The sequence below is a fragment of the Bradyrhizobium sp. AS23.2 genome, from assembly GCF_001908185.1.
GTDB lineage: Bacteria > Pseudomonadota > Alphaproteobacteria > Rhizobiales > Xanthobacteraceae > Bradyrhizobium.
This window is the reverse complement of record NZ_LGHM01000134.1, coordinates 1-26,877: the sequence shown is the minus strand read 5'-3', so window position 1 is coordinate 26,877 and position 26,877 is coordinate 1. Positions and strand designations below refer to the sequence as shown.

Below are 26,877 nucleotides of genomic sequence, written 5' to 3'. Positions count from 1 at the left end.
ACCTATCCGCTTGCCCGGCACGCAATTGGTGGGCACGCTTCGCTTTGCCCACCCTACGGCGTCGGTGATCAGAACAACGACCCCTGCCCGTCATCCGCGGAGCCAACCGCCGCCTTTCGCGCGACCTTCTTCGGCTTCGGCACCTCGGCCTCCATCTCCTCCGCGCTGATCGGCAACAGCAACTGCTCGTCGTCATTGGCGACGCGATTGACGCGGGTGGAGACCGGGTGCCAGGCGAATTCGCCGATGCGCGGGGCGGTCATCAGCGGCAGGATCGCATCGACCTCGTCGCCGCGATTGTCGAGCCAGCGCTCGAAATCGCGCGGGCTGATGGTCACGGGCACGCGGTCATGCAGTGTGGCCAAATCTTCGCTGGCCGCCGCAGTGACGATTGCGACGGTGTCGAGCTCCTCGCCGTTCGGCCCGACCCAGGTCTCGAACACCGAGGCAAAGCCGAGCGGCTCGCCGTCGGCGCGATGGATGAAGAACGGCTGTTTGCGCCCGTCGACCGCCTTCCATTCGTAGTAGCCGTCGGCTGGAATCAAGCCGCGCCGCCGGCGAATCGCTTTCTTGAAGGCGGGCTTCTCCAGCACCGTCTCCGAGCGGGCGTTGATCAGCAACGTAAACCCTTTGGGATCCTTGACCCAGCTCGGCAACAGGCCCCAGCGCATCAGGCGGAAATGGCGCGCGCCGTTCTCGAGCAGCACGACCGGAATCGGTTGTGTCGGAGCGACATTGTACCGAGGCGGGAAATTCGGCTGCTCCAGATAGCCGAACAGTTGCCGCAAAGCCGCGGGGGCTGAAGTTATGACGAAGCGTCCACACATGCTTGGGAGCCTATATAGGCTACGTTCAGGTCCTTTTAACTCCGAACCCTAACACTGCGGCAGATGAGCTCAACGGCCTCCCAACCCGCGCGGACGCATGTACAGACGGGCCCCGAGGCGGAAGCCTGGGCCGAGCGGCTGCGCGTGGCCAACATCAACCCGCGGACCGGGCTTGCCACCGACTATCTCAACCATTTCAATGAAGCCGTGATGCTGCTTGAAATGGTGCCGGACATGCCGGAATGCGCGGAAGACTTTTTGACCTGGACGCCGCTCTCCTATGCAGAGCATTTCACCGCCTCGAATTTCAAGGCACGGGATCTGGCAATCGAGGCCTATGAGAAGGCCGCTCCATCCGTGCGCGCCCAGTTCGACCACATCACCGACACCATGACCTCGATCCTGACCGCGGTCGGCTCGGCCATGCGCGAGGTCGAGAGGGACACGACCCGCGTCCGCCTCGCCGAGCAGGCCACGCTCTGGGTCAAGCCGCTGATCGCGGCCTGCGGCGGCATCATCAATGGCGGCGCGGAAGCCGACGTCGACACCATCATGGCGAACTGAGCCCGGTTAGGTGAAGAGATATGGCCTCGGTCGTCCAGCCCACCCATCCCCAGATCGCGGTCAGCGCCGCGATTTTCCGCGACGGCAAGGTGCTTCTGACCCGCCGCGCGCGCTCGCCCGCAAAAGGGTTCTATTCGCTGCCGGGCGGCCGGGTCGAGTTCGGCGAATCGCTGCACCAGGCGCTGGCGCGCGAGGTTGACGAGGAGACCGGGCTCGCCATCGAGATCATCGGCCTTGCCGGCTGGCGCGAGGTGCTGCCCGCGACGGCCGGCGCCGGCCATTACCTGATCATGTCCTTTGCCGCCCGCTGGGTGGCCAGGGAGGCGGCTCTCAACGACGAGCTCGACGATTACCGCTGGATCGCCCCGGATGCCTTGGCCAGCCTCGGCGACCTCAAGCTGACCGGGGGGCTGGAAGAGGTCATCCAGTCCGCCCAGCGGCTGATCGGACCCTGACGGCCCGCCTTGCGTCCACCGCCCCAAGGGGGCATACAGCCGCCGATGTCCACGCGATTTCTGGCCATTTTTGCCCTGATTCTCGCCTGCGCCGCGGTGCCTTCCCGGGCCGAGGACGTAGCGGCCCCGTTTGACGCCGATTTGCAGCGGCTGGCGGAGATCCTTGGCGGCCTGCACTATTTGCGCGGCATCTGCGGTTCCAACGAGGGCAACAAATGGCGCAGCGAGATGCAGGCGCTGATCGATGCCGAAACCCCCTCGGGCGAGCGCCGCACCCGCATGATCGCCGGCTTCAACCGCGGCTATAACGGCTTTCAGCAGACCTATCGGAGCTGCACGCCGGCGGCGACGGTGGCGATCCGCCGCTACATCGAGGAAGGCTCGAAAATCTCGCGCGATCTGACGGCGCGGTACGCGAACTGAGCTCTCTCCGTCATTCCGGGGCGCGCGAAGCGCGAGCTACGATGCGCAATTGCGCATCTGAGAATCCATTGGGCAACAGGGACTGCCGCACGATGGATTCCGGGCCCGCGCTTCGCGCGTCCCGGAATGACGAGAGAGTGGAACAACGACATCGTCTTTGTTCACACCCGTTAACCGTTCTTAAAGATGTGGCCTAGCGGGCGTTAATACGCGTGCTACACCTCTCGTGCAGCGCATCGCCGTGGATCGCGCCCCAGCCCTGATCGAGTTTCATGAGCCAGCCGATTTCCTACGCCCCCGACCGCGCGCCGCTGCCCGATCACGAGCAGAAACAGGCAGCACTGAGCTATCTGAACGAGGCCTGGGCCGAAGCGCGCCATGACGGCGTCGACGGCGACTGCCTGGCGCAGGCGAGCCTGTTTGCGGCCTTTGCCGAGCTCGTCGGCACCTATGGCGAGGACGCGGTCGCGAAATTCGTCGAGGGCTTCCCTGGCCGCATCCGCAACGGCGAATTCTCGGTCAGCCTCGCAAGACAGTAAGCCATTCCCGAAAATGACCCCGCCACATGGGCGGGGCCAGTCTACGGATGAATGACTTTGCGAACGGGATTTGGCGAACAGGATCTGGCGAACAGGTTCGCGAAGTCTGCCGCCTTTATCGCACGGAAGCCGCTCCGCGCGGACAAGCATTAGTCTCGTGATGACCGGGAAACGTTCCCGATGTTATCGGGAATACGCTCCCTCTTCCCTCACGGCTCGACCTTGAGAGACGCTTTCATGTTGGGATGATAGCGGCAGTAATAATCGACCATTCCCGGCTTCTTCAGAACAAATGTTGCGGACTTCTTCGGCGGCAGGTTTACGTCGAAGTCTCCATTCTTCGCGGTGGCGGTGTGCGCGAAGACGTCCTTGTTGATCCACTCGATGGTGTCCCCGACTTTCGCCGACATTTCTGCCGGCGAAATCACGAGATTCTCCATCGTGATCTCAATGGTCGCGGCACGTGCCGGGACGACCACCGACAGGAGAACGACCGCAAGCGCGATCGAAGGGAGGCGTCCCGGATTCATCCCGCGCTCCCTATTTCAGCTCCGCCGCGACATGCTCGGCATGCTGCTCATGCCCCTGGAAAATCTTCAGGCCCGTCTGCAGCAAGCTCTTCAGCTCGGCATTGCTGGCGGACGGAATGAGCTGAGTTTCCAGCGCGCCGTTGACCGCCTTGTGGTAGGCGACCTCGTTCGCGACATAGGCCTTGTCGAAGGCCGCGCCGCTCAGCTTTTCGAGCTCGGCCAGCTTGTCGCTCGCCTGCTTCGACAGCGCGCGGCTGGTGTCGTTATCCTCGGGCGTGATGTTCAGCTTCTTGACCAGCGCGAGCGCCTGCTGGTTGACCGCCTCGTGGTCGCGCACCATGTCCTCGGCGAACGCCTTGACGTCCTTGCTCTTGGCCTTCTTCAACGCCTGCTTGGCCGCGTTGATATCGATCACGCCCGCGGTGTAGGCGATATGGGCGATCTGCGGGTCGGTGGGCTTGTCGGCCGCGCTGGCGCCTTGCAGCAGCGCGGGACTCGACAACAGAACGGCTGCGGCGATCGCCGCGCTCCATCGGATGAACATGGCTTGAGACTCCTGTGGTGCCGGACGTTTGCCGGCGCGTTGCTTCACAGGAGTTGGATGGAAAATCGCCGCAGAGGTTCCCGAAAATCTAGCCGCCGACGCCGAGACGTTTCAGCACCGACACGGTCAGGCGCTCGCAGCGCCAGCCGGCAAACGGGAACGCGTCCATCATCACCGGACCGATCTCCTTCTCGACATTCTCGCGCAGCATGGAGCGCGCGCGGTGCAGTCGCGTCTTCACGGTTTCGGGCTTCACCCCGAGCAGATCGGCGGTCTCCTCGATGTTCATGCCCTCCATGACGCGCGCGACGAACACCATGCGGAAGATATCCGGCAATTCATCGATCGCGCGTTCGACGACGCGCTGGATTTCACGTTGGGCCATGGTCCTTTCCGGATCGCCTGCGGGAGAAACGGGAAACTGGATGATCTGCGCCTCGAGCGCGGCCTCTGGTATCGCGCCCAACTCGACATCGGGTTTTCGGCTTCGCGCCCGGCCAAGCGCTTCGTTGATGGCAATGCGGGACAGCCAGGTCGACAAGCCAGATTCGCCGCGGAAGCCGTCGAGATGGGTGAAGGCCCGGACGTAGGTTTCCTGCACCACATCCTCGGCTTCGCTGTCGCTGCGCAGGATTCCGCGCGCGAGGCGATAGAGCCTGCGGTTGTTGGCCTGCATGATCTCGCGCAACGCGGCCTCGTCACGGCCCCGCGCACGGTCGACCAGTTCGGCTTCCGATGTCCTGGCGCCGGCGGACAGGCCGGCTGCGGTCGGTTGCATGGCGGTCACCTGCTCGTTTCGCTTCATTCCGGACATTGGATGCAGCTCGGCAGAAAAGGTTCCCGACTTTCTTACCCTGCTCCTCCAGGGCCCTCCAGGGGAGGGTAAGAAATGCCCTAATCCGTCTCGATCGGCAGGGTCGGATCCCTCGCCCATTCGCCCATCGAGGCGTCGTAGAGCGTCAGCTTGTCGTAGCCGAGCTGCGTCAGCATGAGCAGGTCGATCGTCGCCGAGATGCCGCCGCCACAATAGCAGATCACGGTCTTGTCGCGCGTGACGCCTGCCGCAGCGAATTTCGCTTTGGCATCGGCAAGCGTCGTCAGCGTCTTGTCGGCATTGGTGAGCGTTGCGGCCGGCACGTTGACGCTGCCGGGAACGCGACCGGGCCGGCCGTAGCGGCTCGGCTCGAGGCCACGATGAAACTGCGGCCCGAGCGCGTTGACGATGACTGTCGAGGGATCGCCGATCCGCGCCTTCACTGTATTCCTGTCGACGAAGAAGCCCGCGCGCGGCGCGGCCTTGAAGGTCGTGGCCGGGTAGCCCTTCGGTGCGCCGGTTACGACCGGCCGCCCCTCGGCCTTCCATTTGTCGAGGCCGCCGTCGAGCACACGCGCATCGACGCCGAGCGAGCGCAGCATCCACCAGAACCGCGTCGACCACATCATCGTGCCGATGCTGTAGAGCACGATGGTCCTGGACGCATCGAGGCCGTGGCGACCGAAGGCGGCTTCTAACTGGGCCACGTCGGGCATCATGAAGAACTGTTGCGCCGAAATGTCGGAGAACTCGCCCTGCAGGTCGAGGAAATCGGCGCCGGGGATATGGCCGGCCTCGAACGTCTTGTCGCCGGGCACCGCGCGATAAGGCACGTCGCTCCCTGGCGGCACCGGCTCGTTGTAGGTCGTGCAATCGTAGAGGCGCAGATTGGAATCGCCGAGGTGGGCTGCGAGTTGCTCGGTGGTGATGAGGGGTGCGGCTTGGGTCATTATCGCCTCGCGTTGCAAAGCCATAGCCCGGGTGAGCGTAGCGAAACCCGGGAACGACTCAAAGCGAAATCCCGCATATCGCTGCGCTCATGCGGGCTACGACCTCCCCGCGTCATTGCAAGCCAACGGGTCCGCGCAAAGCGCGGCCCGATGACAGGCTCCGCGAAGCAATCCAGAGTCTTTCCCGCCGCGGCAGTCTGGATTGCTTCGTCGCTTCGCTCCTCGCAATGACGAGGCCGCAGCAACTTAGGCCTTCAGCGTCTCCAGAAACCGCACCGGCTCGCCTTGCGACGGCGTCAAAAGCTCGCCCTGCCACATCACACGGCGGCCGCGGATGAAGGTACCGACGGGCCAGCCGGTGACGCGCAACCCGTCATAGGGCGTCCAGCCGGCCCTGGAGGCGACCCATTTGTTGGTGATGGTCTCGCTGCGCTTCAGATCGACGATGGTGAAGTCGGCGTCGTAGCCCGCGGCGATGCGGCCCTTGCAGGCCATGCTGTAGAGACGTGCGGGGCCGGCACTGGTGAGATCGACGAAGCGGGCGAGCGACAGGCGGCCGGCATTGACGTGGTCGAGCATAACAGGCACCAGCGTCTGCACCCCGGTCATGCCGGAGGGCGAAGCGGGATAGGTCTTCGATTTTTCTTCCAGCGTATGCGGGGCATGGTCGGAGCCGAGCACGTCGACGATGCCCTGCTCGATGCCGCGCCAGATGCCGGCGCGATGATCGGCCCCGCGCACCGGCGGGTTCATCTGCGCCAGCGTGCCGAGCCGCTCGTAGCATTCAGGCGCGACCAGCGTGAGGTGATGCGGCGTCGCCTCGCAGGACGCGACATCCTTGTGGTCGCGCAGGAACTCGATCTCTTCCTTGGTCGAGATGTGCAGCACGTGGATGCGTTTGCCCGTCTCATGCGCGAGCTTCACCAGCCGCTCCGTCGCCATCAGCGCGGCGGTCTCATCGCGCCAGACCGGATGCGAGCGAGCATCGCCCTCGATGCGCAGCGATTTGCGATCGTTGAGGCGGTACTCATCCTCGGCATGGAATGCAGCGCGGCGGCGGATCACCTGGAAGATACGGCGCAGGCTTTCGTCGTCCTCCACCAGCAACGCGCCGGTCGACGAGCCGATGAACACCTTGACGCCGGCACAGCCCGGCGCGCGTTCGAGCACCGGCAAGTCCTGCACGTTCTCGCGGGTGCCGCCGATGAAGAAGGCGAAATCGCAATGCATGCGGTGATGGGCGCGCTTCACCTTGTCGGTGAACTCGGCCTCCGTCACGGTCAGTGGAGACGTGTTGGGCATCTCGAACACGGCGGTGACGCCGCCCATCACGGCGCTGCGCGAGCCTGTCTCGAGGTCTTCCTTCTGCTCCAGCCCAGGCTCGCGGAAATGCACCTGCGTGTCCATCACGCCGGGCAGGATGTGCAGGCCCTTGCAGTCGATCACCTCGGCGGCGCCAGCTTGCGACAGCGCGCCGATCTCGGCGATGCGGCCTTTGGCAATACCGATGTCACGGAGGCCCTCGCCGTCCTGGTTGACCACGGTGCCGCCCTTGAGGATCACATCGAAACGCTGGGTCATGGCTGCAGGCCTCTCTCATCCCCAAGCGCAGGGCTCAAGGTCTTGTCGTTTAATCCTCGCGGGCTTACGTTCCGGAGCAACATGTCGCAAGAGATTTTCGCATGAAATCAGCGTTTCTTCCCGACCGGGGCGTGGTCAAGGTCGCGGGCGAGGATGCGCGCAACTTCCTCAACGGCCTCATCACGACCGACGTCGACAGGCTCAAGCCGGGCCTGGGGCGATTCGGCGCGCTGCTGACGCCGCAGGGCAAGATCATCGTGGATTTTCTGATCACGGAAGCGCCCGCCGGCCATGGCGGCGGGTTCCTGATCGACTGCCCGAAAGCGCTGGCCGAGGGCCTTGCCACCAAGCTGAAATTCTACAAGCTTCGAGCCAAGGTCACGGTAGAAAACCTCTCCGACGATCTCGGCGTGCTCGCGGCCTGGGACGGCCAGCCTGCCGCTCAGCCGGACCTCACCTTCGCCGATCCGCGCAATGGTGAGCTCGGCTATCGCATCCTGATTCCCGAGCAGCTCAAGGAGAACCTCTCCGATCTCATCGGCGCCGAGCTGGTCGACGCGGCCGCCTATGAGGCTCATCGCATCGCGCTCGGTGTGCCGCGCGGCGGGCTCGATTTCATGTACAGCGATGCCTTCCCGCACGAGACCAACATGGACCGGCTTGCCGGCGTCGATTTCGACAAGGGCTGCTATGTCGGCCAGGAGGTCGTCTCGCGCATGCAGCATCGCGGCACCGCACGCACCCGCAGCGTCAAGGTCCTGCTCGACGGCCCCTCGCCCGGGGCCGGCGCCACCATTCTCGCCGGTGACAAACCGGTCGGCACGATCGGCTCGACCGCTGGCGGCAAGGGCATCGCGCTGGTGCGCATCGACCGCGTCGCCGACGCACTCGACGCCGGCCAGCCGCTCACCGCCGGCGGCCTCGCTGTGAGGCTCGCCGAACCCGAAGTCGTGCGCATTCCAGCAAAGCAGCCCACCGCATGAGCCGCGCCCCCCCGCCTGCACCCCGACGGTCTGACGCGTTGCCCCTGGCCCGGCGAAGATCCGCTCTACGTCACCTATCACGACACCGAATGGGGCGTGCCGGAATATGACGACCGCGCGCTCTATGAAAAGCTGATCCTCGACGGCTTCCAGGCCGGCCTGTCCTGGATCACGATCCTGCGCAAGCGCGACAATTTCCGCAAAGCGTTTGACGATTTCCAGCCGGAGAAGATCGCGCGCTACAACGCCAAGAAGGTTCATGCGCTGATGAACGATGCCGGCATCGTGCGCAACCGCGCCAAGATCGACGGCACGATCCTGAGCGCGAAGTCCTATCTGGAGATCATGGAGAAGGGGCCGGGCTTCTCGAAGCTGCTGTGGGATTTCCTCGACGGAAGACCCAAGGTCAACCAGTTCAAGACGAGTGCGAGCGTGCCGGCCTCGACGCCGCTCTCCGTGCAGATCTCCAAGGAGCTGTCCTCGCGCGGCTTCAAGTTCGTCGGCCCGACCATCGTCTATGCCTTCATGCAGGCGACCGGCATGGTCAACGACCATCTCGTCGACTGCCATTGTCACGCGACCTGCGGCAAGACGCAGCGCAAGCCGCGCCTCAAGGTCAAATGACCGCGAAGAAGATCGCGCGCGACGCGCAATCCCGCGCCTGGCAGCGCATGCTGTCGGGCCGGCGGCTCGATCTGCTCGATCCTTCCCCGCTCGATGTCGAGATCGCCGACATCGCGCACGGCCTGGCGCGGGTGGCGCGCTGGAACGGGCAGACCACCGGCGCGCACATCTTCTCGGTCGCGCAGCACACGCTGCTGGTGGAAACGGTGATGCGGCACGAGATGCCGCGCGTCGATCAGCGCATGCGGCTCGCCGCGCTGCTGCACGATGCCCCCGAATATGTGATCGGCGACATGATCTCGCCGTTCAAGGCCGTGCTCGACGGCCACTACAAGGCAGTGGAGAAACGCCTGCTCGGCGCCATCCACATCCGCTTCGGCCTGCCGCCGGTGCTGCCGGACGAGATCACACTGGCCATCAAGGCCGCCGATCGCGGCGCGGCCTATCTGGAGGCAACCGAGCTTGCCGGCTTCAGCGAGAGCGAGGCGAGGCGCCTGTTCGGCAAGGACCCCGGCCTCTCCGACAGCGTCCGGCGCGATTATCTCACCCCTTGGACCGCAGCGCGGGCGGAGAAGCAGTTTCTGGAGCGGTTCAGCGCGGTGTTTGCGTAAGTCCCGTAGGGTGGGCTAAGGCGCGTTTGCGCCGTGCCCACCATCCCTTCGCGATTGCGATAAAAGTGGTGGGCACGCTTCGCTTTGCCCACCCTACGGCCGCGGCTATAATCAAGAAAAAGGTCCATCATGATCCACGTCTGTTCCCTCGCCGCGCTTCCCGAAACCGTCCGCCTCACCGGCGCCAGCCATGTGCTGACCGTGATGGCCAATGTCGAACAGGTGGCGCGGCCGGTGTCCGTGCTGCCGGCCAACCATCTCAAGGTGTCGATGGACGACATCACCGAGGAGATGGACGGTTTTGTCGCGCCGTCCGAGGCGCATATCGATCAGGTGCTGAACTTCGTGCGCGGCTGGGATCGCAGCGCGCCCCTGGTCGTGCACTGCTATGCCGGCATCAGCCGTTCCACCGCGAGCGCGTTCGCTGCGGTGTGTGCGCTCAATCCAAATCGTGACGAGATCGAGATCGCGCGAAAGATCCGCGCGGCATCGCCCATCGCCTCGCCGAACCGGCGCATCGTCGGCCTCGCCGACCGCGCGCTCGGGCGCAACGGCCGGATGCTGCGTGCGCTCGACGAGATGGGCCCCGGCGCGATGATGATCGAGGGCCGCCCTTTCGTGATCGAGCTCGAATGACAGCTGCGATCATCACCGCATGAGCGAGACGCCGCTGACGCCGATCGAGATCGGTCTGACCGCCGCGATCGTCGCGATCGAGGATCATGAGCCGCAGATCCTCACCGCGCGCGGCAGCGACGGCCTTGCCGGACTGCCGTTCGGCCCGTTCGATCCGCTGAGCCACCGCACTTTTGAGATCGGCCTGCGCGCCTGGGTCGAGGCGCAGACGGGCTTGCGGCTCGGTTATGTCGAGCAACTCTACACGTTCGGCGATCGCGGCCGGCATGCGGAGGCCGGCGACACCGGCGCCCACATGGTATCGATCGGCTATCTCGCGCTGACCCGCGAGGTCGATGGCGAGCTCGCAGCAACCGGCGCGAGCTTCGAACCGTGGTATCGCTTCTTTCCCTGGGAAGACTGGCGCGAGGAGCCGCCCGCGATCATCGCCCGCGACATCATTCCCGCGCTGACGAAGTGGGCCGAGGAGGAGACGCCGGAGACCACGCGCGCATTGCCGCGCAGGGATCGCGTGCGGTTCTATTTCGGCCTCGACGGCGCGCCCTGGGACGAGGAGCGCGTGCTCGACCGCTACGAGCTGCTCTACGAGGCCGGGCTGATCGAGGAGGCCCGGCGCGACGGCCGCCCTGCGGCATTAGAGCGCAAGACGCTTCCCGCGCTCGGCACGTCCATGCGGTTCGATCACCGCCGGATTCTCGCCACGGGAATCGCGCGGCTGCGCGCGAAACTGAAGTATCGTCCTGTCGTATTTGAACTTTTGCCCGCCGAGTTCACACTCACGGAATTGCAGCATACGGTGGAGGCCGTCTCCGGCCGGCACCTGCACAAGCAGAACTTCCGCCGCCTGGTCGAAACCGAAGCCCTGGTCGAACCGACCGGCGTGATGTCGACACAGACCGGCGGACGGCCGGCGGCGCTCTATCGCTTCCGCCGTGACGTGCTCCAGGAGCGGCCCGCGCCGGGTTTGCGCGTACGCTCCCGGCGCTGAGCATGATCCGGACCCGAAGGGCAGCGTTAGCGCAAAGTGCGTAGCGGTTTTCCGATAAAGATCATGCTCAAAACTAAGACCCGAGATTTGCGCGATCGGCCCCTGTCCGCCGGTTGCCTGGAGGCTTCATGTTCGACGGCCCGTTTGACGTCTTTGCGGTGATCATCGCGATCGTCGCCTTCCTGATCGCGATCAAGGCCTCCAGCCAGGCGGCCGAGCTGCGCCGGCGACTGAACTCGCTCGAAGCGATGCTGTATGCACAGCGACAGGTCCAGCCGCCGCCTCTGTTGCCCGCGCAGGAGCAGGCGCCCGCGGCCGCAACGACGGCCGCAGGGCCGCCGCCACTTGCGCCGGAAGTCGAACTGGTGCCATCGCCGCCCATCACCGAAGAGGCTTCACCACCCCCGCTCGAAGCAAGCACCGGCGCCGAGACACCGCCTCCACTGCCCGCGCCGGCGCCCGGCTTCGAGGAACGGCTCGGCACGCGCTGGGTGGTGTGGATCGGCGGCCTTGCGCTCGCGCTCGGCGGCTTCTTCATGGTGCGCTATTCGATCGAGGCCGGGCTCGTCGGTCCCGGCGTGCGCGTGTTCCTCGGCGGCCTGTTCGCGCTGGCGCTGTTAGGTGCCGGCGAATGGACGCGGCGCAAGGAAAGCATCTCCAGCATTCAGGCGCTCCCGATCGCCAACATCCCCGCGATCCTGACCGCGGCCGGCACGGCGGTGGCGTTTGCGACCATCTACGCCGCCTACGCGCTCTACGGCTTCCTCGTTCCCGCCACCGCGTTCGTGCTGCTCAGCCTCGTCGCACTCGGCACGCTCGCCGCCGCGCTGCTGCACGGACCCGCGCTTGCCGGCCTCGGCGTGGTCGGCGCGTTCGTGACACCAATTCTCGTCTCCAGCGGCAAGCCGGACTATTGGGCGCTCTACATCTATCTCGCGATCGTCACCGCCGCGAGCTTCGGCCTCGCCCGCATCCGGTTGTGGCGCTGGCTCGCGGTGGCCACCATCGTCTTCGCCGTGCTCTGGATCTTCCCAGGTCTCGATACCGGCGAGTTGCAGGTCGCGCCGCATGCTTTCCATGTGATCGCCGGCTTCGTGCTGGCTGCACTCCTCGTCGTCTGCGGCTTCATGTTCGGCCCGACGATCGAAAACGGTGAAATCGAGCCGGTGTCGTCGAGCTCGCTCGGCGCCTATCTGTTCGGTGCGATGCTGATCGTGCTGTCGAGCGCGCATGCCGATCTTGCGTTGATCGCCTTCACGCTTCTCGTCTTCGCGACACTGTTCGTCGCCTGGCGGGCGCCGGCAGCGACCGGCGCCCTTGGCGCGGCTGCCGCGACCGTCTTCATCGTGTTCGCCGAATGGGCGGTGCGCGCTAATCCGGATATGCTGGTACTGCCGGGCGGTCCAATGTCCGGCATCGGACCGGCAGCGACCGACAGCGCGGTGACTCTGCATCTGGTGATGGCCGCGATCCTCGCCGCCGGCTTCGGCCTCACCGGCTTCCTCGCGCAGGGCCGCTCGAACTCAGCGATCATCCCGGTGGTGTGGTCTGCGACGGCTGTCGCGACACCAATCGCGATCCTCATTGCGCTCTACGCACGTATCGCCCATCTCGACCGCTCGATCCCGTTCGCGGTCCTTGCCGTCCTGCTCGCCGCCGCCTTCGCAGCCGCGACTGAATCGCTCACCCGCCGCGAGACCCGGCCCGGCGTCGCAATCTCCACCGCGTTGTTCGCGACCGGCACGCTCGGCGCGCTGGCGCTGGCGCTGACCTTTGCGCTGGAGAAGGGCTGGCTCACTATCGCGCTGGCGCTGATGTCACTCGGGACCGCCTGGATCTCGATGCAGCGGCCGATCCCGTTCCTGCGCTGGCTCGCCGCCATCTTCGCAGGCATCGTCACCGCCCGCATCGCCTATGATCCGCGCATCGTCGGCGACGCCGTCGGCACGACACCCATCTTCAACTGGCTGTTGTGGGGCTACGGCCTGCCGGCGCTGTCGTTCTGGGCCGCGAGCATTTTCCTGCGCCGCCGCGGCGACGATGCGCCGCTGCGCATGGTCGAGGCCGCCGCGATCCTGTTCACCGCGCTGCTCGCCTTCATGGAGATCCGCCACTTCGCGACCGGTGGCAACATGACGGCGGCGCCGTCGCTGCTCGAATTCGCGCTTCAGGCCTGCATCTCGCTCGCCATGGCGATCGGGCTGGAGCGGCTGCGGCTGAGGAGCCACAGCATCGTGCATAATGTCGGCGCAATCGCGCTTACCGCGATCGCCGGACTCATCAGCGTGTTTGGCCTCCTGATCCTCGAGAACCCGTGGCTGCTCAGCAGCGTCAATGTCGGCGGTGCCGTGTTCAACCTGTTGCTGCTCGGCTATGCGCTTCCGGCGGTGCTGATGCTGCTGCTGTCCTATGCGATGGCGGGACATCGCCCTGTCGCATACGCGAACACGCTTGCGGGCGGTGCACTTGTATTCGCGCTCGCCTACGTGACGCTGCAGATCCGCCGCTTCTATCACGGCCCGGTCCTGCTTTACGGCGGCACCACGGGCGCCGAGCAATACACCTATTCGATCGGTTGGCTCGCCTTCGGCGTGGTGCTGCTCGGCGTCGGTATCCTCGTCAACTCCGAACGGGCACGGCTGGCGTCCGCCGCCGTGATTGCGCTGACGATCCTGAAGGCCTTCGTGATCGACATGTCGACGCTGACCGGCGTCTACCGCGCGCTGTCGTTCATGTGCCTCGGCGTCGTGCTCGTCGCGATCGGCTGGCTCTACCAGCGCATCCTATTCCGGCGGCAGGTCCCGCCGCCGGCCCCGCAGACGAGCGCGTAAGCGTCAGGCCGCGCGGACCGAGTCCAGGAACTGCGCGACCTCGACCTTCAGGCGGGTGCTGTCGCTCGCCAGCGATTTCGCCGCCGACAGCACTTGCGTCGAAGCCGAGCCGGTCTCGATCGCGCCGCGCTGCACGTCGGAGATGTTCGCGGAGACCTCCTGCGTGCCGACCGAGGCTTGCTGGACGTTGCGCGAAATCTCCTGCGTGGCCGCGCCCTGCTCCTCGACAGCCGCGGCGATGGCCGCAGACACCTCGGACAGCCGTTCGATGGTGCCGCCGATCTCCTGAATGGCGCTGACGGATTCCTGCGTCGCGGCCTGGATGCCCGAGACCTGCGCCCCGATCTCGCCGGTCGCCTTCGCAGTCTGCTCGGCCAGCGCCTTGACCTCGGAGGCAACGACCGCGAAGCCGCGGCCGGCTTCGCCGGCGCGCGCCGCCTCGATGGTCGCATTCAGCGCCAGCAGGTTGGTCTGGCCCGCGATGGTGTTGATGAGCTCGACGACATCGCCGATGCGGGAGGCCGCCTGCGACAGCGCGTTGACGCGGTCGTTGGTCCGCGCCGCCTGGTCGACCGCTTCCGAGGCCATGCGCGCTGAGTCCTGCACGCGGCGGCTGATCTCGGTGATCGAGGATGACAGCTCTTCCGAAGCGGATGCCACGGCCTGGACGTTAGTGGAGGCTTCCTCGGAGGCGGCGGCAACGACGGTGGCGAGCTCCTGCCCGCGCTGCGCCGTGTTGGTCAGCGTCATCGCCGATGCCTCGAGCTCGGTCGAAGCCGACGACACGGTCCCGACGACCTCGCCGATCATGGCTTCGAACTTGCGGGTGATGGCGTCGACGCGGCGGCCGCGCTGGATCTTGGCCTCGGCGTTAGCCGCGGCCGCCTCATCGGCGGCCTTCTTCGCGATCAGCGCTTCCTTGAAGATCTGCAGCGCATCCGCCATCGAGCCGATCTCGGTCCTCTCGCCGCGATGCGGCACCTCGGCCGAGAGATCGCCTTCGCCGAGCGATTGCATCGGCCGGACGATCGAGGCAATGCCACGCGAGACGTCGCGCACGAGGTAATAAGCGGCGCCGATCGCGATCACGACCGCAGCCACGATGATGCCGACCAGCACCCGGAAGATGGTGGCGTAGCTGTCGGCGGCCTGCTTGGTCTCCGTCTCGGCGCCCTGGTTATTGAGCTCGATACCTTTCAGAAGCAGCGGGTCGGCCGCCTGGGCCATCTTCGCAACCTTTGTCTGCAACATCTCGTTGGCGTCGGTCGGGAAACGGCCGGTGCTCTTTCGCGACAGCGCCATCACGTCCTGCACGCCATTCAGGTACTCGGCCCAAGCCTTCGTCCACTGCTCATAGATGCTCCGCTCTTCAGCCGAAGTGATCAGAGGTTCGTAGACCCTCCGCGTCTGCTCGATACGCGCGCGCAGCGAAGCAAGACGCTTCTCGGCAGCCTCCTTCCCTTCGGCGGTGTCCTGCATCAGGTGCAGACGGAGCGCGACGCGCAGCTCATTAACGTCAGCGCGGATCGAGCCGAGTGCACGCACGCTTGGCAACCAGCTCTGCGCGATCTCGACGGTATGGGAGTTGATGTTCTGCATGGTGCCGATCGCCGTCACGCCGACACCTGCGAGCGAGAGCACGAGGACAGACAACACAGTCAGAAGCTTGAAGACGATCGACAACTTCGACATCACAACAAATCCCGATGATACCTGAACGCGCAAGTGGCCTGCGCCGCGATCGCCACGACGGACGATAGGACGGAAGTCGGTTCAACAATGCTGGCGGATTCTTATCCGGTAAGATTGCGCCCATAATTACAAACAGCCGTTAACAGGAACCTACGTGAAAGTACGGAATTCGCTGTCGCCGATATTCAGCAATCATGCGCTGCAGCACACGGACATCGCGCAGCACCACACCAGCGCACCGCATTTCACGCAACGTGCCGCTCGAACGGATCGTCAGGCCGCCCGCACCGACTCCAGGAAGCGCGCGACCTCGCTCTTCAGCCGGTTACTCTCCTGCGACAGCGACTGAGCCGCCGAATGCACCTGGGCGGAAGCGGCGCCAGTCTCGCCTGCGCCGCGCTGAACGTGACCGATGTTCGCCGAAACCTCCGAGGTGCCATGGGCGGCATGCTGGATGTTGCGAGAGATCTCCTGCGTCGCGGCGCCCTGCTCCTCCACCGCGGCGGCGATGGTCGACGAAATCTCCGACATCCGCGCAATCGTGTCGCCGATGTCCCTGATCGCCCCGACGGAGTCTTGCGTCGCAGCCTGGATCGCAACGATATGCCGGCTGATCTCGCCCGTCGCTTTCGCGGTCTGATCGGCGAGCTCTTTCACTTCGGTCGCGACCACCGCAAAGCCCTTGCCGGCTTCGCCCGCCCGCGCCGCCTCGATCGTGGCGTTCAGCGCCAGCAGGTTGGTCTGGCCGGCGATGGTGTTGATCAGGTCGACCACGTCGCCGATGCGGCCCGCCGCCCTCGTCAACTCGGAGACGCGCGCATTGGTGCGCTTTGCCTGCTCGACCGCGACATCGGCGACACGTGCTGATTCCTGCACCTGGCGACTGATCTCGGAGATCGACGTGGTCATCTCCTCGCTGGCGGACGAGACCGAGTGCACGTTCGCGGATGCCTCTTCCGAAGCCGCCGCGACGGCCGTGGCAAGCCCGTTGCCGAGCTCGGCCGCCTGCGTCAGCGTGTTGGAGGACGCCTCGAGCTCGGTTGCCGCCGACGAGACGGTCTCGATGATCTCGCCGATCGCGCCTTCGAACCCATCGGCAAGCCGCTGCATGTCCGCCTTGCGCTGCGCGCGGCGGCGCGCATCCGCTTCCGCCTGCTCGGCGCGCAGCCGCTCGGCGTCCGCCATGTTGGTCCTGAACACCTCGACCGCACCGGCCATCTCGCCGATCTCGTCCTTGCGCCCGACGCCGGGGACGGAGATCGAGAGCTCGCCGCGCGCAAGCCGTGTCATCGCACCGACCATGCCGGACAACGCCTTCGAGATCGAGCGTCCCAGCAAGAAGCCGACGACGGCAAGCACCATGAAGGTGACGGCGAAGGCGATCGTCATCCACAGGCGCACGGCATCACGCGTTGCGGCTTCCGCGGCGTCGGCCTGCTTGTACAGGCTCTCGACCGCGGCCCGCACCTCGAGCATCGCCGGCTCGAGCTCGCGGAACGTCTTTATCATGCTCGCGTCGTGGACCGCGCTCTGCTGTGCGGTCTCCGCCCAGGCCACGAACTCGGACTGGTATTTCTGGAGCTTGGCCGTGATATCCGGCATTACCGCCGCAGGGACCGCGGCCGCCTCCATCGCCTTCGAGAATTCGGTCGCGGCCTTCTTCAACTCGGCGACGTATTTGGGATCACGCCTCAGCATGAAATCCTTCTCGTGCCGGCGCATCATCAGCATCGAGCTCGTCAGCCGCGGATTGTCGATCTCCTTCAGCTTGGCCTCGATGTCGTGCACGGCGGCGCGGAGCGAGCCGGATAGGCCGAGCGTCTCGTTCAGGCCGAGCCTGATCTCGGCGGCCACCATCGATCCGAAGTCCGCGGCATAACGCTTGAAGCCCTCACGCGCCTGCCGGACCTTGTCCGACAGAACACGCGTATCGCCGGATGAGGTCATCCGCTCGAGCTCGTCGAAATCGCGGTTGATCGGCCCGATCAGCTCGGCATGCGCCTTGGCGTAGCTTTCGTTGCGGCGCTGCTGGAAGTTCTTCTCGTTGCGGCGAGCCTCCAGCATCTCGATCGAGAGCTGCTTGCTGAGGTCGGCGATCGCGCGGGCGCGGCTGGCAAGGTTGTGGGACGCATCCTGGGAGAAGCTGCCGATCTCATAGATCGCGCCGAAAGCGACGAGACCGACGAGGCCGAAAAGTCCGATCGCCATGACCTTATGGGTGAGGCGAATGGAAAGGGCGCTCATGGACGAGCTCCAAAGGGCTTGGGATAAAATGGCGGGGCGGCAGCGAATCGTGCCGAGAAATTGGGCAGATGATGCCTGCTTCGCTTTTCTGGAACGTTAACCCTGCGCGTTATTCGTCGCGGCACTGCAACATAAACGCGAACGACCGCCGCGCATTGAAGTGCGGCGGTCGTTGGATCGAGTCGGTACTAGAGCGTTTTCGAGCGAAGTGGATACCGGTTCGCGTAAAGAAAACGCGTCAAAACAAAAATCTAGAGCCCCGTTCCGATTCCATCGGAACGGAAATGGCTCTGAGCCGGGCTTAGGCGGCGCGCACAGTGCCGAGGAACTTGCCGACCTCGAGCTTGAGGCGGTTGCTATCGCCGGACAACGATTGCGCGGCCGCCAGCACCTGCGACGATGCCGAGCCGGTTTCGCTCGCGCCGCGCTGGACGTCGGTGATGTTGGACGACACCTGTTGGGTGCCCTGCGAGGCCTGTGCGACGTTGCGGGAGATCTCCTGCGTCGCCGCGCCCTGCTCTTCCACCGCCGCCGCAATCGCGGAAGATATCTCCGACAGCCTTTCGATGGTGTCGCTGATGTCCTTGATGGCGCCGACCGAATGCTCGGTCGCGGCCTGAATGCCGGCGATCTGCTGCCCGATCTCGCCGGTCGCTTTCGCGGTCTGCTCGGCCAGCGCCTTGACCTCGGAGGCGACGACGGCGAAGCCGCGGCCGGCCTCACCGGCGCGCGCCGCCTCGATCGTGGCGTTGAGCGCGAGCAGGTTGGTCTGGCCCGCGATGGTGTTGATCAGCTCGACGACGTCGCCGATCCGCGTCGCTGCCTTCGACAATTCGCTGACCCGATCGGTCGTGGTGCGTGCCTGGCCGACCGCCTCGCTGGCGACGCGGGCCGATTCCTGCACCTGGCGGCTGATCTCAGTGATCGAGGACGACAATTCCTCGGTCGCCGATGCCACCGACTGCACGTTGGTCGAGGCTTCTTCCGACGCCGTGGCGACCACGGTCGCGAGCTGCTGGGCATGGTCGGCGGTCGAAGTCAGCGTCGTGGCGGAGGCCTCGAGCTCGGTCGAAGCCGAGCTCACGGTCTCGATCACCTCGCCGACGGCACTCTCGAACTGGTCGGCTAGCCGCAGCATGTCCTGGCGCCGCTGTGCCGCAGTGCGCTGCTCCATCTCCTTTTGCTCGGCTTCCATGCGGATCTTGGCGAGGCCGTTCTCGCGGAACACTTCCGCGGTCTTGGCAACCTCGCCGACCTCGTCCTTGCGATCGAGGCCGGTGATCTCGACCTGGTAGCGGCCGGCGGCCAGCTCCTGAAGCACGCCGACGATCATGCGGATCGGCTTGGCAATACCGTACTGGCCGGTGATGAAGCCCAATACACCACCGACGACGACGCCGAGCGCGGCAAGGATGATCAGGAAGCGCGACGTCGATTCATATTGCTCGCGCGCCTCCTTGCTCTTCTCCTCCACGCGAGTGTTGAGGCGTTCGGCCAGCTCGCGTATCTTGCCCTGGAGATTTTCGGCGGCGACCCGGCTCTTCATGGCCGTGTCGCGCAGCTTGTCGGCGCTCTCGCTCAGCTTGCTCGACTTCTCCGCTTCGACCGCCGCGAGCGTCGCGTCCATCTGGCTCCTGTAGGCAGCGAACGCGTCGCGCACACCGGGAAGCAATGCCTTGGCTTTCTCGTCCGGGGTCTGGCTCAGCTCGTCGAAACGTTCCTGATACTGCTTGAGCTGGGTGTTGATGATCTCGCGCGCGGCCAGGCGGTTGTCGTCACGAGGATCGAGCGCGCTACGGAATTCAGCGCGGTTCAATGCAATGACGTTCTGGTTGGCACGCGCCGCGAACAGGGCTCGCCGCGCCGCGGTGGACATCACGTCCGCCTTTTCACTGAGGTCACTCAGTGCGGAGACGCCAATCCAGGCGATCGCAGCGCCGATTCCACACAACAGAACGACAATCCCGAGGATCTTGCTCAGGATGCGGAGCCGAGGAAATTCATAACGGGAATCCTTCAGGAGAAAGCGCCTGCGCCAGCGGCGCGATATCGAGGAATCTGGCGAAGAATGATTCCGGTTCCCTTAACCTTGTTGGTCGTAGAAACACGGAGTTTCACGCTGCGCGTACCGTCTCGAGGAATTTGCCGACCTCGCGCTTGAGACGATCGCTGTCGCTGGACAGCATGTGTGCCGCAGACAGCACCTGTGACGACGCCGAGCCGGTCTCGCTCGCGCCGCGCTGCACGTCGGTGATGTTGGACGAGACCTGATGCGTGCCGTGCGCGGCCTGCTGCACGTTGCGGGAGATTTCCTGCGTTGCCGCGCCCTGCTCTTCCACGGCCGCGGCGATGGTCGAGGAGATCTCGGAGAGCTTTTCGATGGTGTCGCTGATGTCCTTGATCGCGCCAACCGATTCCTGCGTCGCCGCCTGGATGCCGGAGATCTGCTGGCCGATCTCGCCGGTCGCCTTCGCCGTCTGCTCGGCGAGAGCCTTCACTTCGGAAGCAACGACCGCAAAGCCCTTGCCGGCTTCGCCGGCGCGCGCGGCCTCGATCGTGGCGTTGAGCGCCAGAAGATTGGTCTGGCCCGCGATGGTGTTGATCAGCTCGACGACGTCGCCAATCCGCGTTGCCGCCTTCGACAATTCGCTGACCCGGTCGGTCGTGGTGCGGGCCTGGCCGACGGCCTCGCTCGCCACGCGGGCGGATTCCTGCACCTGCCGGCTGATCTCGGTGATCGAGGAGGATAGTTCCTCGGTGGCGGATGCGACCGACTGCACGTTGGTAGACGCCTCTTCCGAGGCCGCCGCGACCACGGTGGTGAGCCCCTGTGTGCGTTCCGCGCTCGAGGTCAGCGTGGTGGCGGATGCTTCGAGCTCCGTCGAGGCCGATGACACCGTGCCGACGATTTCGCCGACGGCGCCCTCAAAACTGTCGGCGAGCTTGCGCATCTCCGACTTGCGATGCTCCGCTGCGATCTGATCCTGCCGCATCTTGGCCTCGGCCTCCGCGCGCGCCTTCTGCTGGGAGACGATCTTGAATCGCTCGACGGCGGCGGCGACATCGCCAATCTCATCCTTGCGTCCGAGCCCGGGCAGCACGATGGCGAAATTGCCGTTGGCGAGTTCGAGCATCGCAGCCGTCAAGGCCTTCATGGGCCGCGCAATGGTGAAGACGCTGAGGAGGGAAGTCCCGATCAGCAGAAGAGTGACCAGCGCTGCGATGAGCAGCGAATTTCTCTCCGCCAGCGACATCTCCTGAGTTGCCGCGGCACTCTCCTCGGCAGCCCCGTGCGCTGCGAACTCGGACGCCTTGCCCGCCAGCGCCTCGAGTTCCGCAGCGATCGGCAGCGTCGTTTCGCGGGCGATCCGCACCGCCTCCTCGTTGAGCTTGACGACGCGCGCGGACGCGTCGGCGGGCATTTCGCCAGCAACTCGCCGCGACTCGAGGCCGATCAACTCGCTCCGCACGGCTGCGATCTCCAGTGCTCGAGCCGCATAGTCCCCGACAAGCACTTTCATCCTGGTCGCGCGATCGGAATTCTCACCAGAGGTCGCAACCTTCAGGATTGCGTCGACGAAACCGATCGCCGATTTCCGCCGCTCTTCGAGGAACTCGCGCGCCTTCTGCAAATCCGCCAGATTGCCCGCCAGGCGAATATCGCGGACGGCGATCTGCATCGCCCTGATCGACGCCTTCGCATCGACCGCATCTCGTGCCGACATCTGCTGCGAGTTCGCGAGTTGATTGGCATGGCGGACAGCGCCGTTGCCGCTGGTCTGAACGAAGATCATTGCGCCGATAAGAAGGATGCTGAGAACGGCCGCAACTGCGAGCTTGGTCCCAATACGCATATTGATGATGCGCGACATTGAAAATCCTCCCTGAAAAGGCTTAGCCGGCCCATCAAGGTTCTCGGCTGCATGAGCGACGGTGCTCCAATCCGGCCAGGCTAGTTCCGAGGTTCGAGCGTAAGGTTAATGATGATTGCTTCGAACTCGGTAGAATTACGTAAAAAGCCTTCAAAACATGCAGCATTTGCATCTATTGCGTGCAATAGGCGCAATATTCGTCCAGTTTGACTAGGTTGTAGGCACCTGTGACGCAAGAGGAGAAGCGCTCAGGGAGCGGTCTCGCCGACCAGGCTGACGTGGAAGGCCGGTTTCTCTTCTTGTCGGCGACATCGTTGAACCGCCGTGCGCTGACTACGGCGCGATGGCTTCCTGTTCGACGGAGGCTTTCAACGACAAGCTGCGCGAGCGGTCCCGCGCGGCCTCTTCACTGCGTCGAGCGACGCAGTTCCAGCGGGGCCTCGGTCTTGGCGGGCTCCGATTTCACCGGCTCGAGCCGGCTGCTCTCGACACGCGGCGTCTCGACGCGCGCGGCGACTTCGGTGTTCGACGCGCCGACCGTTCCGGTGTGCTCCGAGGCGCGCAGCGAGCGCGGACGCGCCACCGCGCGCGCCATCAGCATCTTGTTGCCGCCCTGGTGGTGGAAGTCGCAATAGGCGAAGCCCATGCCCGACACCGAGCCGCGGAAGCTGCGATCGTCGGTTTTTTCCAGGTTGAAGCAGGGTTCGAACGGAATGCCCTTGATCGAGGCGCAGACGTTCTGGCCGCGGATCTGGAGCGTGTTGCCGGGCAGGCGGAGATGGCGCACCGGCCCTGCGCCCGAGAACTGCACCGCGCCGGCAGCGCCAAGATCGTCGAGGATGCGGCCTGCACCGCGGGTGCCGTCGAAACAGGTGAAGGCGAACACCTTGCCGGCGACGAAGCGGCGCGCCTCGTCGGCGTTCATGCTTCCTGCAATGGCCGGCGCAAACGTCGCTGCCGCCGTGACAGCCCCCAACATGATACGCGCAAGCATGCTCAACTCCGAACTCAACCCCCGCAGCGGGCGATGCCCGATCTCTTTACCCACTGCTTACCATACTAACCAAGGCAACATTGGCGCAGCTTGGTTGGTAAAGTCTAAACGCCGTTAGACAATTTTAACCACGATGCGGCCCCGGACTTGGCCGGCAAGGATTTTCGCGCCCCACGCCGAAACCTCGGCGAGCGGGATTTCCTTTGTGATTTCAGATAGTTTTGTCCGATCCAGATCGGACGCGAGGCGTTGCCAGGCAGCCTTCCTGGGCTCGATCGGGCACATTACGGAATCGATGCCGAGAAGGCACACTCCGCGCAAAATGAAGGGAGCGACAGAAGACGGCAGGTCCATGCCGGCCGCCAGGCCGCACGCCGCGATCGCGCCGCCATACTTGGTCATCGACAGGAGATTCGCGAGCGTGGTCGAGCCGACGCTGTCGACGCCGCCCGCCCAGCGTTCCTTGGCAAGGGGCTTGGCCGCCGCCGACAATTCGTTGCGGTCGATGACTTCGGCCGCACCGATCTCTTTCAGATAGTCCGCTTCCGAGGCGCGGCCGGTGGAAGCAATGACGTGGTAACCGAGCTTCGACAGCACGGCCGTCGCGACCGAGCCGACGCCGCCGGCTGCGCCCGTCACTACCACGGGGCCACTCTTCGGGGACAGACCGTGCTTTTCCAGCGCCAGTACCGAAAGCATCGCGGTGAAGCCGGCGGTGCCGATCGCCATGGCATCGCGCGCCGACAGGCCCTGCGGCAAGGCGACCAGCCAGTCGCCCTTCACCCGCGCCTTCTCGGCGTAGGCGCCGAGATGGGTTTCGCCCATGCCCCAGCCGGTGCAGACGACCTTGTCGCCCGCCTTCCATTGCGGATGCGAGGATTGCTCCACGGTGCCTGCGAAGTCGATGCCGGCGATCATCGGGAAACGGCGCACCACCGGCGCCTTGCCGGTGAGCGCGAGGCCGTCCTTGTAGTTCAGTGTCGACCATTCCACGCGGACGGTGACGTCGCCGTCCATCAGCTCGGCTTCGTCGAACTGCGTGAGCGCGGCGGTGGTGCCCTTGTCCGCCTTGTCGATCCGGATCGCCTTGAATGTGGCCACGACTGAACTCCCTGACTTGTTTCAGGGAATGTTTAGCCGATCAGGCAGGCTGCGCAACTGGCGCTCCAATTCCGAAGTTCGCAAACCTTATCGGCACCACAGGAGCGAACTTCGGAATTAAGAGGAGCGCCAGCAAATACATGATCCTAGTGCCGGTTATCGATTTGAAGTTCCTGAACGAATTCGCGGCTTGCTCTGCAGGAACTTCAAATCGCCGGCACTAGTCGCTGAACAGGTTTCTCCACGATCGGAAGATTGATCAGCGCCGAGAGCACGCCGAACAAGATCGAGAGCCACCAGATCGGCGTATAGGAACCGAACCGCTCGAACACGATGCCACCGAGCCAGACGCCGAGGAAACCGCCGATCTGATGGCTGACGAAGGCGAAGCCATAGAGCGTCGCAAGCCAGCGCGTACCGAACATCAGCGCCACCAGCGCGGACGTCGGCGGCACCGTCGACAGCCAGGTCACGCCGGAGACCGCGCCGAATGCGATCGCCGAGAACGGCGTGATCGGGAACGAGATGAAGGCGAGCGTCGCAAGCGCACGCGTGAAATAGATGGTCGACAGGATGTAGCGCTTCGGCAGGGTGTTCTGGAGATAGCCGACGCTCAGCGATCCCATGATGTTGAACAGGCCGATCGCCGCGATGACCCAGCCACCGGTTTGCGCCGAGATGCCGCGATCGACCAGGAACGCCGGCAGATGCACGGTGATGAAGGCGAGCTGGAAGCCGCAGGTGAAGAAGCCGAGCACCAGCAGCACGTAGGAGCGATGGCCGAAGGCCTCCGCGAGCGCCCTCGTGAAGGTCTGCTCATCTGCAGGCGCAGCATTTGCCGTGCTTGCGACCGGCGGCGTCGACAGCGCCAGCGACAGCGGGATGATCAGCAGCATCAGGAAGCCGAACACGGTGAGCGCCTGCTGCCAGCCGAAATTGTCAATCAGCGCCACACCGATGGGTGCGAACAGGAACTGCCCGAACGATCCCGCCGCGGTGCCGGCGCCGAGCGCAAGGCCGCGCTTCTCGGCCGGCAAGAGCTTGGTGAACGCCGACAGCACCAGATTGAACGAGCAACCGGCAAGACCAAAGCCGACCATGACGCCGGCGCCGATATTGAGCGACAGCGGCGTCGAGGAGTAACGCATCAGCAGCAGGCCGCCGGCATAGAGCAGCGCACCGACGCACATCACCCGGAACAGGCCGAAGCGATCGGCGACCGCGCCGGCGAACGGCTGGCCCAATCCCCACAGCAGATTCTGCACGGCGATCGCGAGACCGAACACGTCGCGGCCCCAGGCGAATTCGTGGCTCATCGGCTGCACGAAGAAGCCGAGCGCCGAGCGCGGGCCGAAGCCCAGCATGCCGATCGCACAACCGCAGAGAATGATGACGGCTGGCGTGCGCCAGTTGGCGGAACGCGAAACCGGACCGAGCTCGCCCACTTGCGTCGACATGCACTTCCTCATCTGTCGTTGGCGGATCCGGAATAGGCGGCCGCGAGCCACGCATTTAATGCAGATGCATGAAAATCCCAAGTCAAAAATGATTGCGTTCCACGAAGAGCTGCCGCGGGAGCATTGCGTTTCATCGCGCCTCGCCCGAGGCGTCCGACGCGACTTGACGGGAATGTGTGCGGCAGCCCCTAGCGGCGCCTCGCGTGGCATGTTATCTTTGATTTACTCACATTGAGCATATCATGGATCTGACCCGGCCTCCGCGCCGGATTTCTCAGGCTCCAAATATGCTCTCATAGAGCATAACTAGTTTGCGGGAGGCTTCAATGCCGATCACTGGAATTTACGGCCCCGACGACTTTGCCGACCGGCCGCAGGGCCAAGCCATCACCCTCCCCCGCGCCGCACCGGCCCGAACGGGACCCGCGCTGCCGATGCCCGCGCTGGAATGGACGGCGGAAGTCGAACGCGCCACCGCGCCTCTCTATGACCGTGTCAAGCACGTGATCCCGCCGATCGAGTGGCCGCTGATGGCGCCGACGATCAAGGCGATCAACGAGCTGAAGCAGGCACGGGGCGCGGTGATCCTCGCGCACAACTACCAGGCCCCCGAAATCTTCCACTGCGTCGCCGACATCGGCGGCGACTCGCTCCAGCTCGCGGTCGAAGCCACCAAGGTGAAAGCCGACATCATCGTCCAGTGCGGCGTGCACTTCATGGCGGAAACGTCAAAGCTGCTCAACCCGGACAAGACGGTGCTGATCCCCGACGCACGCGCCGGCTGTTCGCTTGCCGCCAGCATCACGGGCGCCGACGTGCGGCTGCTCCGCGAAAAATTTCCCGGCGTACCCGTCGTCGCCTACGTCAACACGTCCGCGGAGGTGAAGGCCGAGGTCGACATCTGCTGCACCTCGTCGAACGCCGTGCAGGTGGTCGAAAGCCTGGGCGCGCCAAACGTGATCTTCCTGCCCGACCGTTATCTTGCGACCTATGTGGCCTCGCAGACCGATGTGAAGATCATCGCCTGGAAGGGCGCCTGCGAGGTGCACGAGCGCTTCACCGGCGAGGAGCTGCGCGAGCTTCGCGAGGCCGATCCCTCGGTGCAGATCATCGCGCATCCCGAATGCCCGCCGGACGTGCTGGCGGAAGCCGACTTCACCGGCTCGACCGCGCACATGATCAACTGGGTGCGCGCGAAGCGGCCGCGGCGGCTCGTCATGATCACCGAATGCTCGATGGCCGACAATGTGCGGGCCGAGCTGCCGGATGTGGAGATGCTGCGCCCCTGCAATCTCTGCCCGCACATGAAGCGCATCACGCTCGCCAACATTCTGGACAGCCTGCTGACGCTTCGCGAGGAGGTGACGATCGATCCCGCGCTTGCGATGCGAGCACGGCGCTCGGTCGAGCGGATGATCAATCTGAAGAATTGAGGGCAGACCATGCAGGACAACATCCACAACCTCACCTGCAGCACCGACGACGTCGTCATCGTCGGCGGAGGCCTTGCCGGACTCTTCTGTGCGCTGAAACTCGCGCCGCGGCCGGTGACGCTGATCTCGGCGGCGCCGCTCGGACAGGGCGCCTCATCCGCCTGGGCCCAAGGCGGCATCGCCG

Annotated in this window: 25 protein-coding genes; 12 read left to right on the top strand and 13 right to left on the bottom strand. The window is 64.9% G+C overall.

The annotated features are described in order from the left end of the window. Positions 1-68 precede the first annotated feature (68 nt). Positions 69-827 (bottom strand): SOS response-associated peptidase, encoded by a 759-nt coding sequence (locus AC630_RS27565; RefSeq protein ID WP_074121612.1) that lies wholly within the window; start codon positions 825-827, stop codon positions 69-71. 63 nt (positions 828-890) lie between these two features. Here AC630_RS27565 and AC630_RS27560 point away from each other — a divergent pair, with 63 nt between their 5' ends. The 4 genes from AC630_RS27560 (at position 891) to AC630_RS27545 (ending at position 2,808) form a co-directional block, all read left to right on the top strand. Then, entirely contained in the window at positions 891-1,391 is a 501-nt protein-coding gene (locus AC630_RS27560) for a hypothetical protein (protein WP_074121611.1), read from the top strand. Positions 1,392-1,411: 20 nt separating this feature from the next. Then, positions 1,412-1,846, top strand: a complete 435-nt coding sequence (locus AC630_RS27555) for an NUDIX hydrolase (protein ID WP_074121610.1) — start codon at positions 1,412-1,414, stop codon at positions 1,844-1,846. 45 nt (positions 1,847-1,891) lie between these two features. Further along, the gene (locus tag AC630_RS27550; protein WP_074121609.1) at positions 1,892-2,269 is read left to right on the top strand and encodes a TIGR02301 family protein; all 378 of its coding nucleotides are present in this window, start codon (positions 1,892-1,894) and stop codon (positions 2,267-2,269) included. A gap of 272 nt (positions 2,270-2,541) precedes the next feature. Further along, positions 2,542-2,808, top strand: coding sequence for a hypothetical protein (locus AC630_RS27545; RefSeq protein WP_074121608.1), 267 nt, complete (start codon positions 2,542-2,544; stop codon positions 2,806-2,808). A 209-nt stretch (positions 2,809-3,017) separates the two neighbouring features. On the opposite strand, the gene AC630_RS27540 is transcribed toward AC630_RS27545, so the two are convergent. The 5 genes from AC630_RS27540 to AC630_RS27520 all read right to left on the bottom strand — a co-directional run bounded on the left by AC630_RS27540 (position 3,018) and on the right by AC630_RS27520 (position 7,227). Continuing rightward, positions 3,018-3,338: a cupredoxin domain-containing protein gene (locus tag AC630_RS27540; protein WP_074121607.1), complete on the bottom strand. Its 321-nt coding sequence runs from the start codon at positions 3,336-3,338 to the stop codon at positions 3,018-3,020. Positions 3,339-3,348: 10 nt separating this feature from the next. Beyond that, entirely contained in the window at positions 3,349-3,882 is a 534-nt protein-coding gene (locus tag AC630_RS27535; protein WP_074121606.1) for a DUF4142 domain-containing protein, read from the bottom strand. 88 nt (positions 3,883-3,970) lie between these two features. Then, the gene (locus AC630_RS27530; RefSeq protein WP_074121620.1) at positions 3,971-4,660 is read right to left on the bottom strand and encodes an RNA polymerase sigma factor; all 690 of its coding nucleotides are present in this window, start codon (positions 4,658-4,660) and stop codon (positions 3,971-3,973) included. A gap of 116 nt (positions 4,661-4,776) precedes the next feature. Continuing rightward, positions 4,777-5,646: a sulfurtransferase gene (locus AC630_RS27525; RefSeq protein WP_074121605.1), complete on the bottom strand. Its 870-nt coding sequence runs from the start codon at positions 5,644-5,646 to the stop codon at positions 4,777-4,779. 246 nt (positions 5,647-5,892) lie between these two features. After that, positions 5,893-7,227 (bottom strand): dihydroorotase, encoded by a 1,335-nt coding sequence (locus tag AC630_RS27520; RefSeq protein WP_074121604.1) that lies wholly within the window; start codon positions 7,225-7,227, stop codon positions 5,893-5,895. Positions 7,228-7,328: 101 nt separating this feature from the next. Here AC630_RS27520 and ygfZ point away from each other — a divergent pair, with 101 nt between their 5' ends. The 6 genes from ygfZ to AC630_RS27490 all read left to right on the top strand — a co-directional run bounded on the left by ygfZ (position 7,329) and on the right by AC630_RS27490 (position 13,900). After that, positions 7,329-8,210 (top strand): CAF17-like 4Fe-4S cluster assembly/insertion protein YgfZ, encoded by an 882-nt coding sequence (ygfZ, locus tag AC630_RS27515; protein WP_074121603.1) that lies wholly within the window; start codon positions 7,329-7,331, stop codon positions 8,208-8,210. 15 nt (positions 8,211-8,225) lie between these two features. Continuing rightward, positions 8,226-8,834, top strand: a complete 609-nt coding sequence (locus tag AC630_RS27510; RefSeq protein WP_074121602.1) for a DNA-3-methyladenine glycosylase I — start codon at positions 8,226-8,228, stop codon at positions 8,832-8,834. Continuing rightward, positions 8,831-9,445, top strand: coding sequence for a YfbR-like 5'-deoxynucleotidase (locus tag AC630_RS27505; protein WP_074121601.1), 615 nt, complete (start codon positions 8,831-8,833; stop codon positions 9,443-9,445). Before AC630_RS27510 ends, AC630_RS27505 begins: the two co-directional genes overlap by 4 nt. 129 nt (positions 9,446-9,574) lie before the next feature. Continuing rightward, the gene (locus tag AC630_RS27500; protein ID WP_074121600.1) at positions 9,575-10,081 is read left to right on the top strand and encodes a tyrosine phosphatase family protein; all 507 of its coding nucleotides are present in this window, start codon (positions 9,575-9,577) and stop codon (positions 10,079-10,081) included. A gap of 19 nt (positions 10,082-10,100) precedes the next feature. Further along, positions 10,101-11,069: an NUDIX hydrolase gene (locus AC630_RS27495; protein ID WP_074121599.1), complete on the top strand. Its 969-nt coding sequence runs from the start codon at positions 10,101-10,103 to the stop codon at positions 11,067-11,069. Positions 11,070-11,197: 128 nt separating this feature from the next. Further along, positions 11,198-13,900: a DUF2339 domain-containing protein gene (locus tag AC630_RS27490; protein ID WP_074121598.1), complete on the top strand. Its 2,703-nt coding sequence runs from the start codon at positions 11,198-11,200 to the stop codon at positions 13,898-13,900. A 3-nt stretch (positions 13,901-13,903) separates the two neighbouring features. Here the strand turns inward: AC630_RS27490 and AC630_RS27485 are convergent, their stop codons facing one another. From AC630_RS27485 to AC630_RS27455, 7 genes are all read right to left on the bottom strand, one after another. Then, positions 13,904-15,592 carry a methyl-accepting chemotaxis protein gene (locus AC630_RS27485; protein WP_074121597.1) on the bottom strand — a complete coding sequence of 563 codons (1,689 nt, stop codon included), beginning with the start codon at positions 15,590-15,592 and terminating at the stop codon, positions 13,904-13,906. A 273-nt stretch (positions 15,593-15,865) separates the two neighbouring features. Next, positions 15,866-17,836, bottom strand: coding sequence for a methyl-accepting chemotaxis protein (locus AC630_RS27480; RefSeq protein WP_074121596.1), 1,971 nt, complete (start codon positions 17,834-17,836; stop codon positions 15,866-15,868). A 301-nt stretch (positions 17,837-18,137) separates the two neighbouring features. Beyond that, on the bottom strand, positions 18,138-19,712 hold the full coding sequence (locus AC630_RS27475) for a methyl-accepting chemotaxis protein (protein ID WP_245330534.1): 1,575 nt from the start codon (positions 19,710-19,712) through the stop codon (positions 18,138-18,140). A gap of 238 nt (positions 19,713-19,950) precedes the next feature. Next, complete coding sequence (locus AC630_RS27470; RefSeq protein WP_074121594.1) at positions 19,951-21,708, bottom strand: methyl-accepting chemotaxis protein; 1,758 nt, start codon at positions 21,706-21,708, stop codon at positions 19,951-19,953. Between the two features lie 406 nt (positions 21,709-22,114). After that, positions 22,115-22,702, bottom strand: coding sequence for a hypothetical protein (locus AC630_RS27465; protein WP_074121593.1), 588 nt, complete (start codon positions 22,700-22,702; stop codon positions 22,115-22,117). Between the two features lie 114 nt (positions 22,703-22,816). Next, a complete protein-coding gene (gene acuI / locus AC630_RS27460; protein ID WP_074121592.1) occupies positions 22,817-23,803 on the bottom strand; it encodes an acrylyl-CoA reductase (NADPH) in 987 nt (328 codons plus the stop codon). Between the two features lie 206 nt (positions 23,804-24,009). Then, positions 24,010-25,260, bottom strand: a complete 1,251-nt coding sequence (locus AC630_RS27455; RefSeq protein WP_074121591.1) for an MFS transporter — start codon at positions 25,258-25,260, stop codon at positions 24,010-24,012. 326 nt (positions 25,261-25,586) lie between these two features. Here AC630_RS27455 and nadA point away from each other — a divergent pair, with 326 nt between their 5' ends. Together nadA and AC630_RS27445 are read left to right on the top strand one after the other, a co-directional pair. Further along, entirely contained in the window at positions 25,587-26,693 is a 1,107-nt protein-coding gene (gene nadA / locus AC630_RS27450) for a quinolinate synthase NadA (protein ID WP_074121590.1), read from the top strand. Positions 26,694-26,702: 9 nt separating this feature from the next. Further along, on the top strand, positions 26,703-26,877 hold a 175-nt coding region (locus AC630_RS27445), incomplete at its 3' end, for an FAD-dependent oxidoreductase (RefSeq protein ID WP_143198359.1).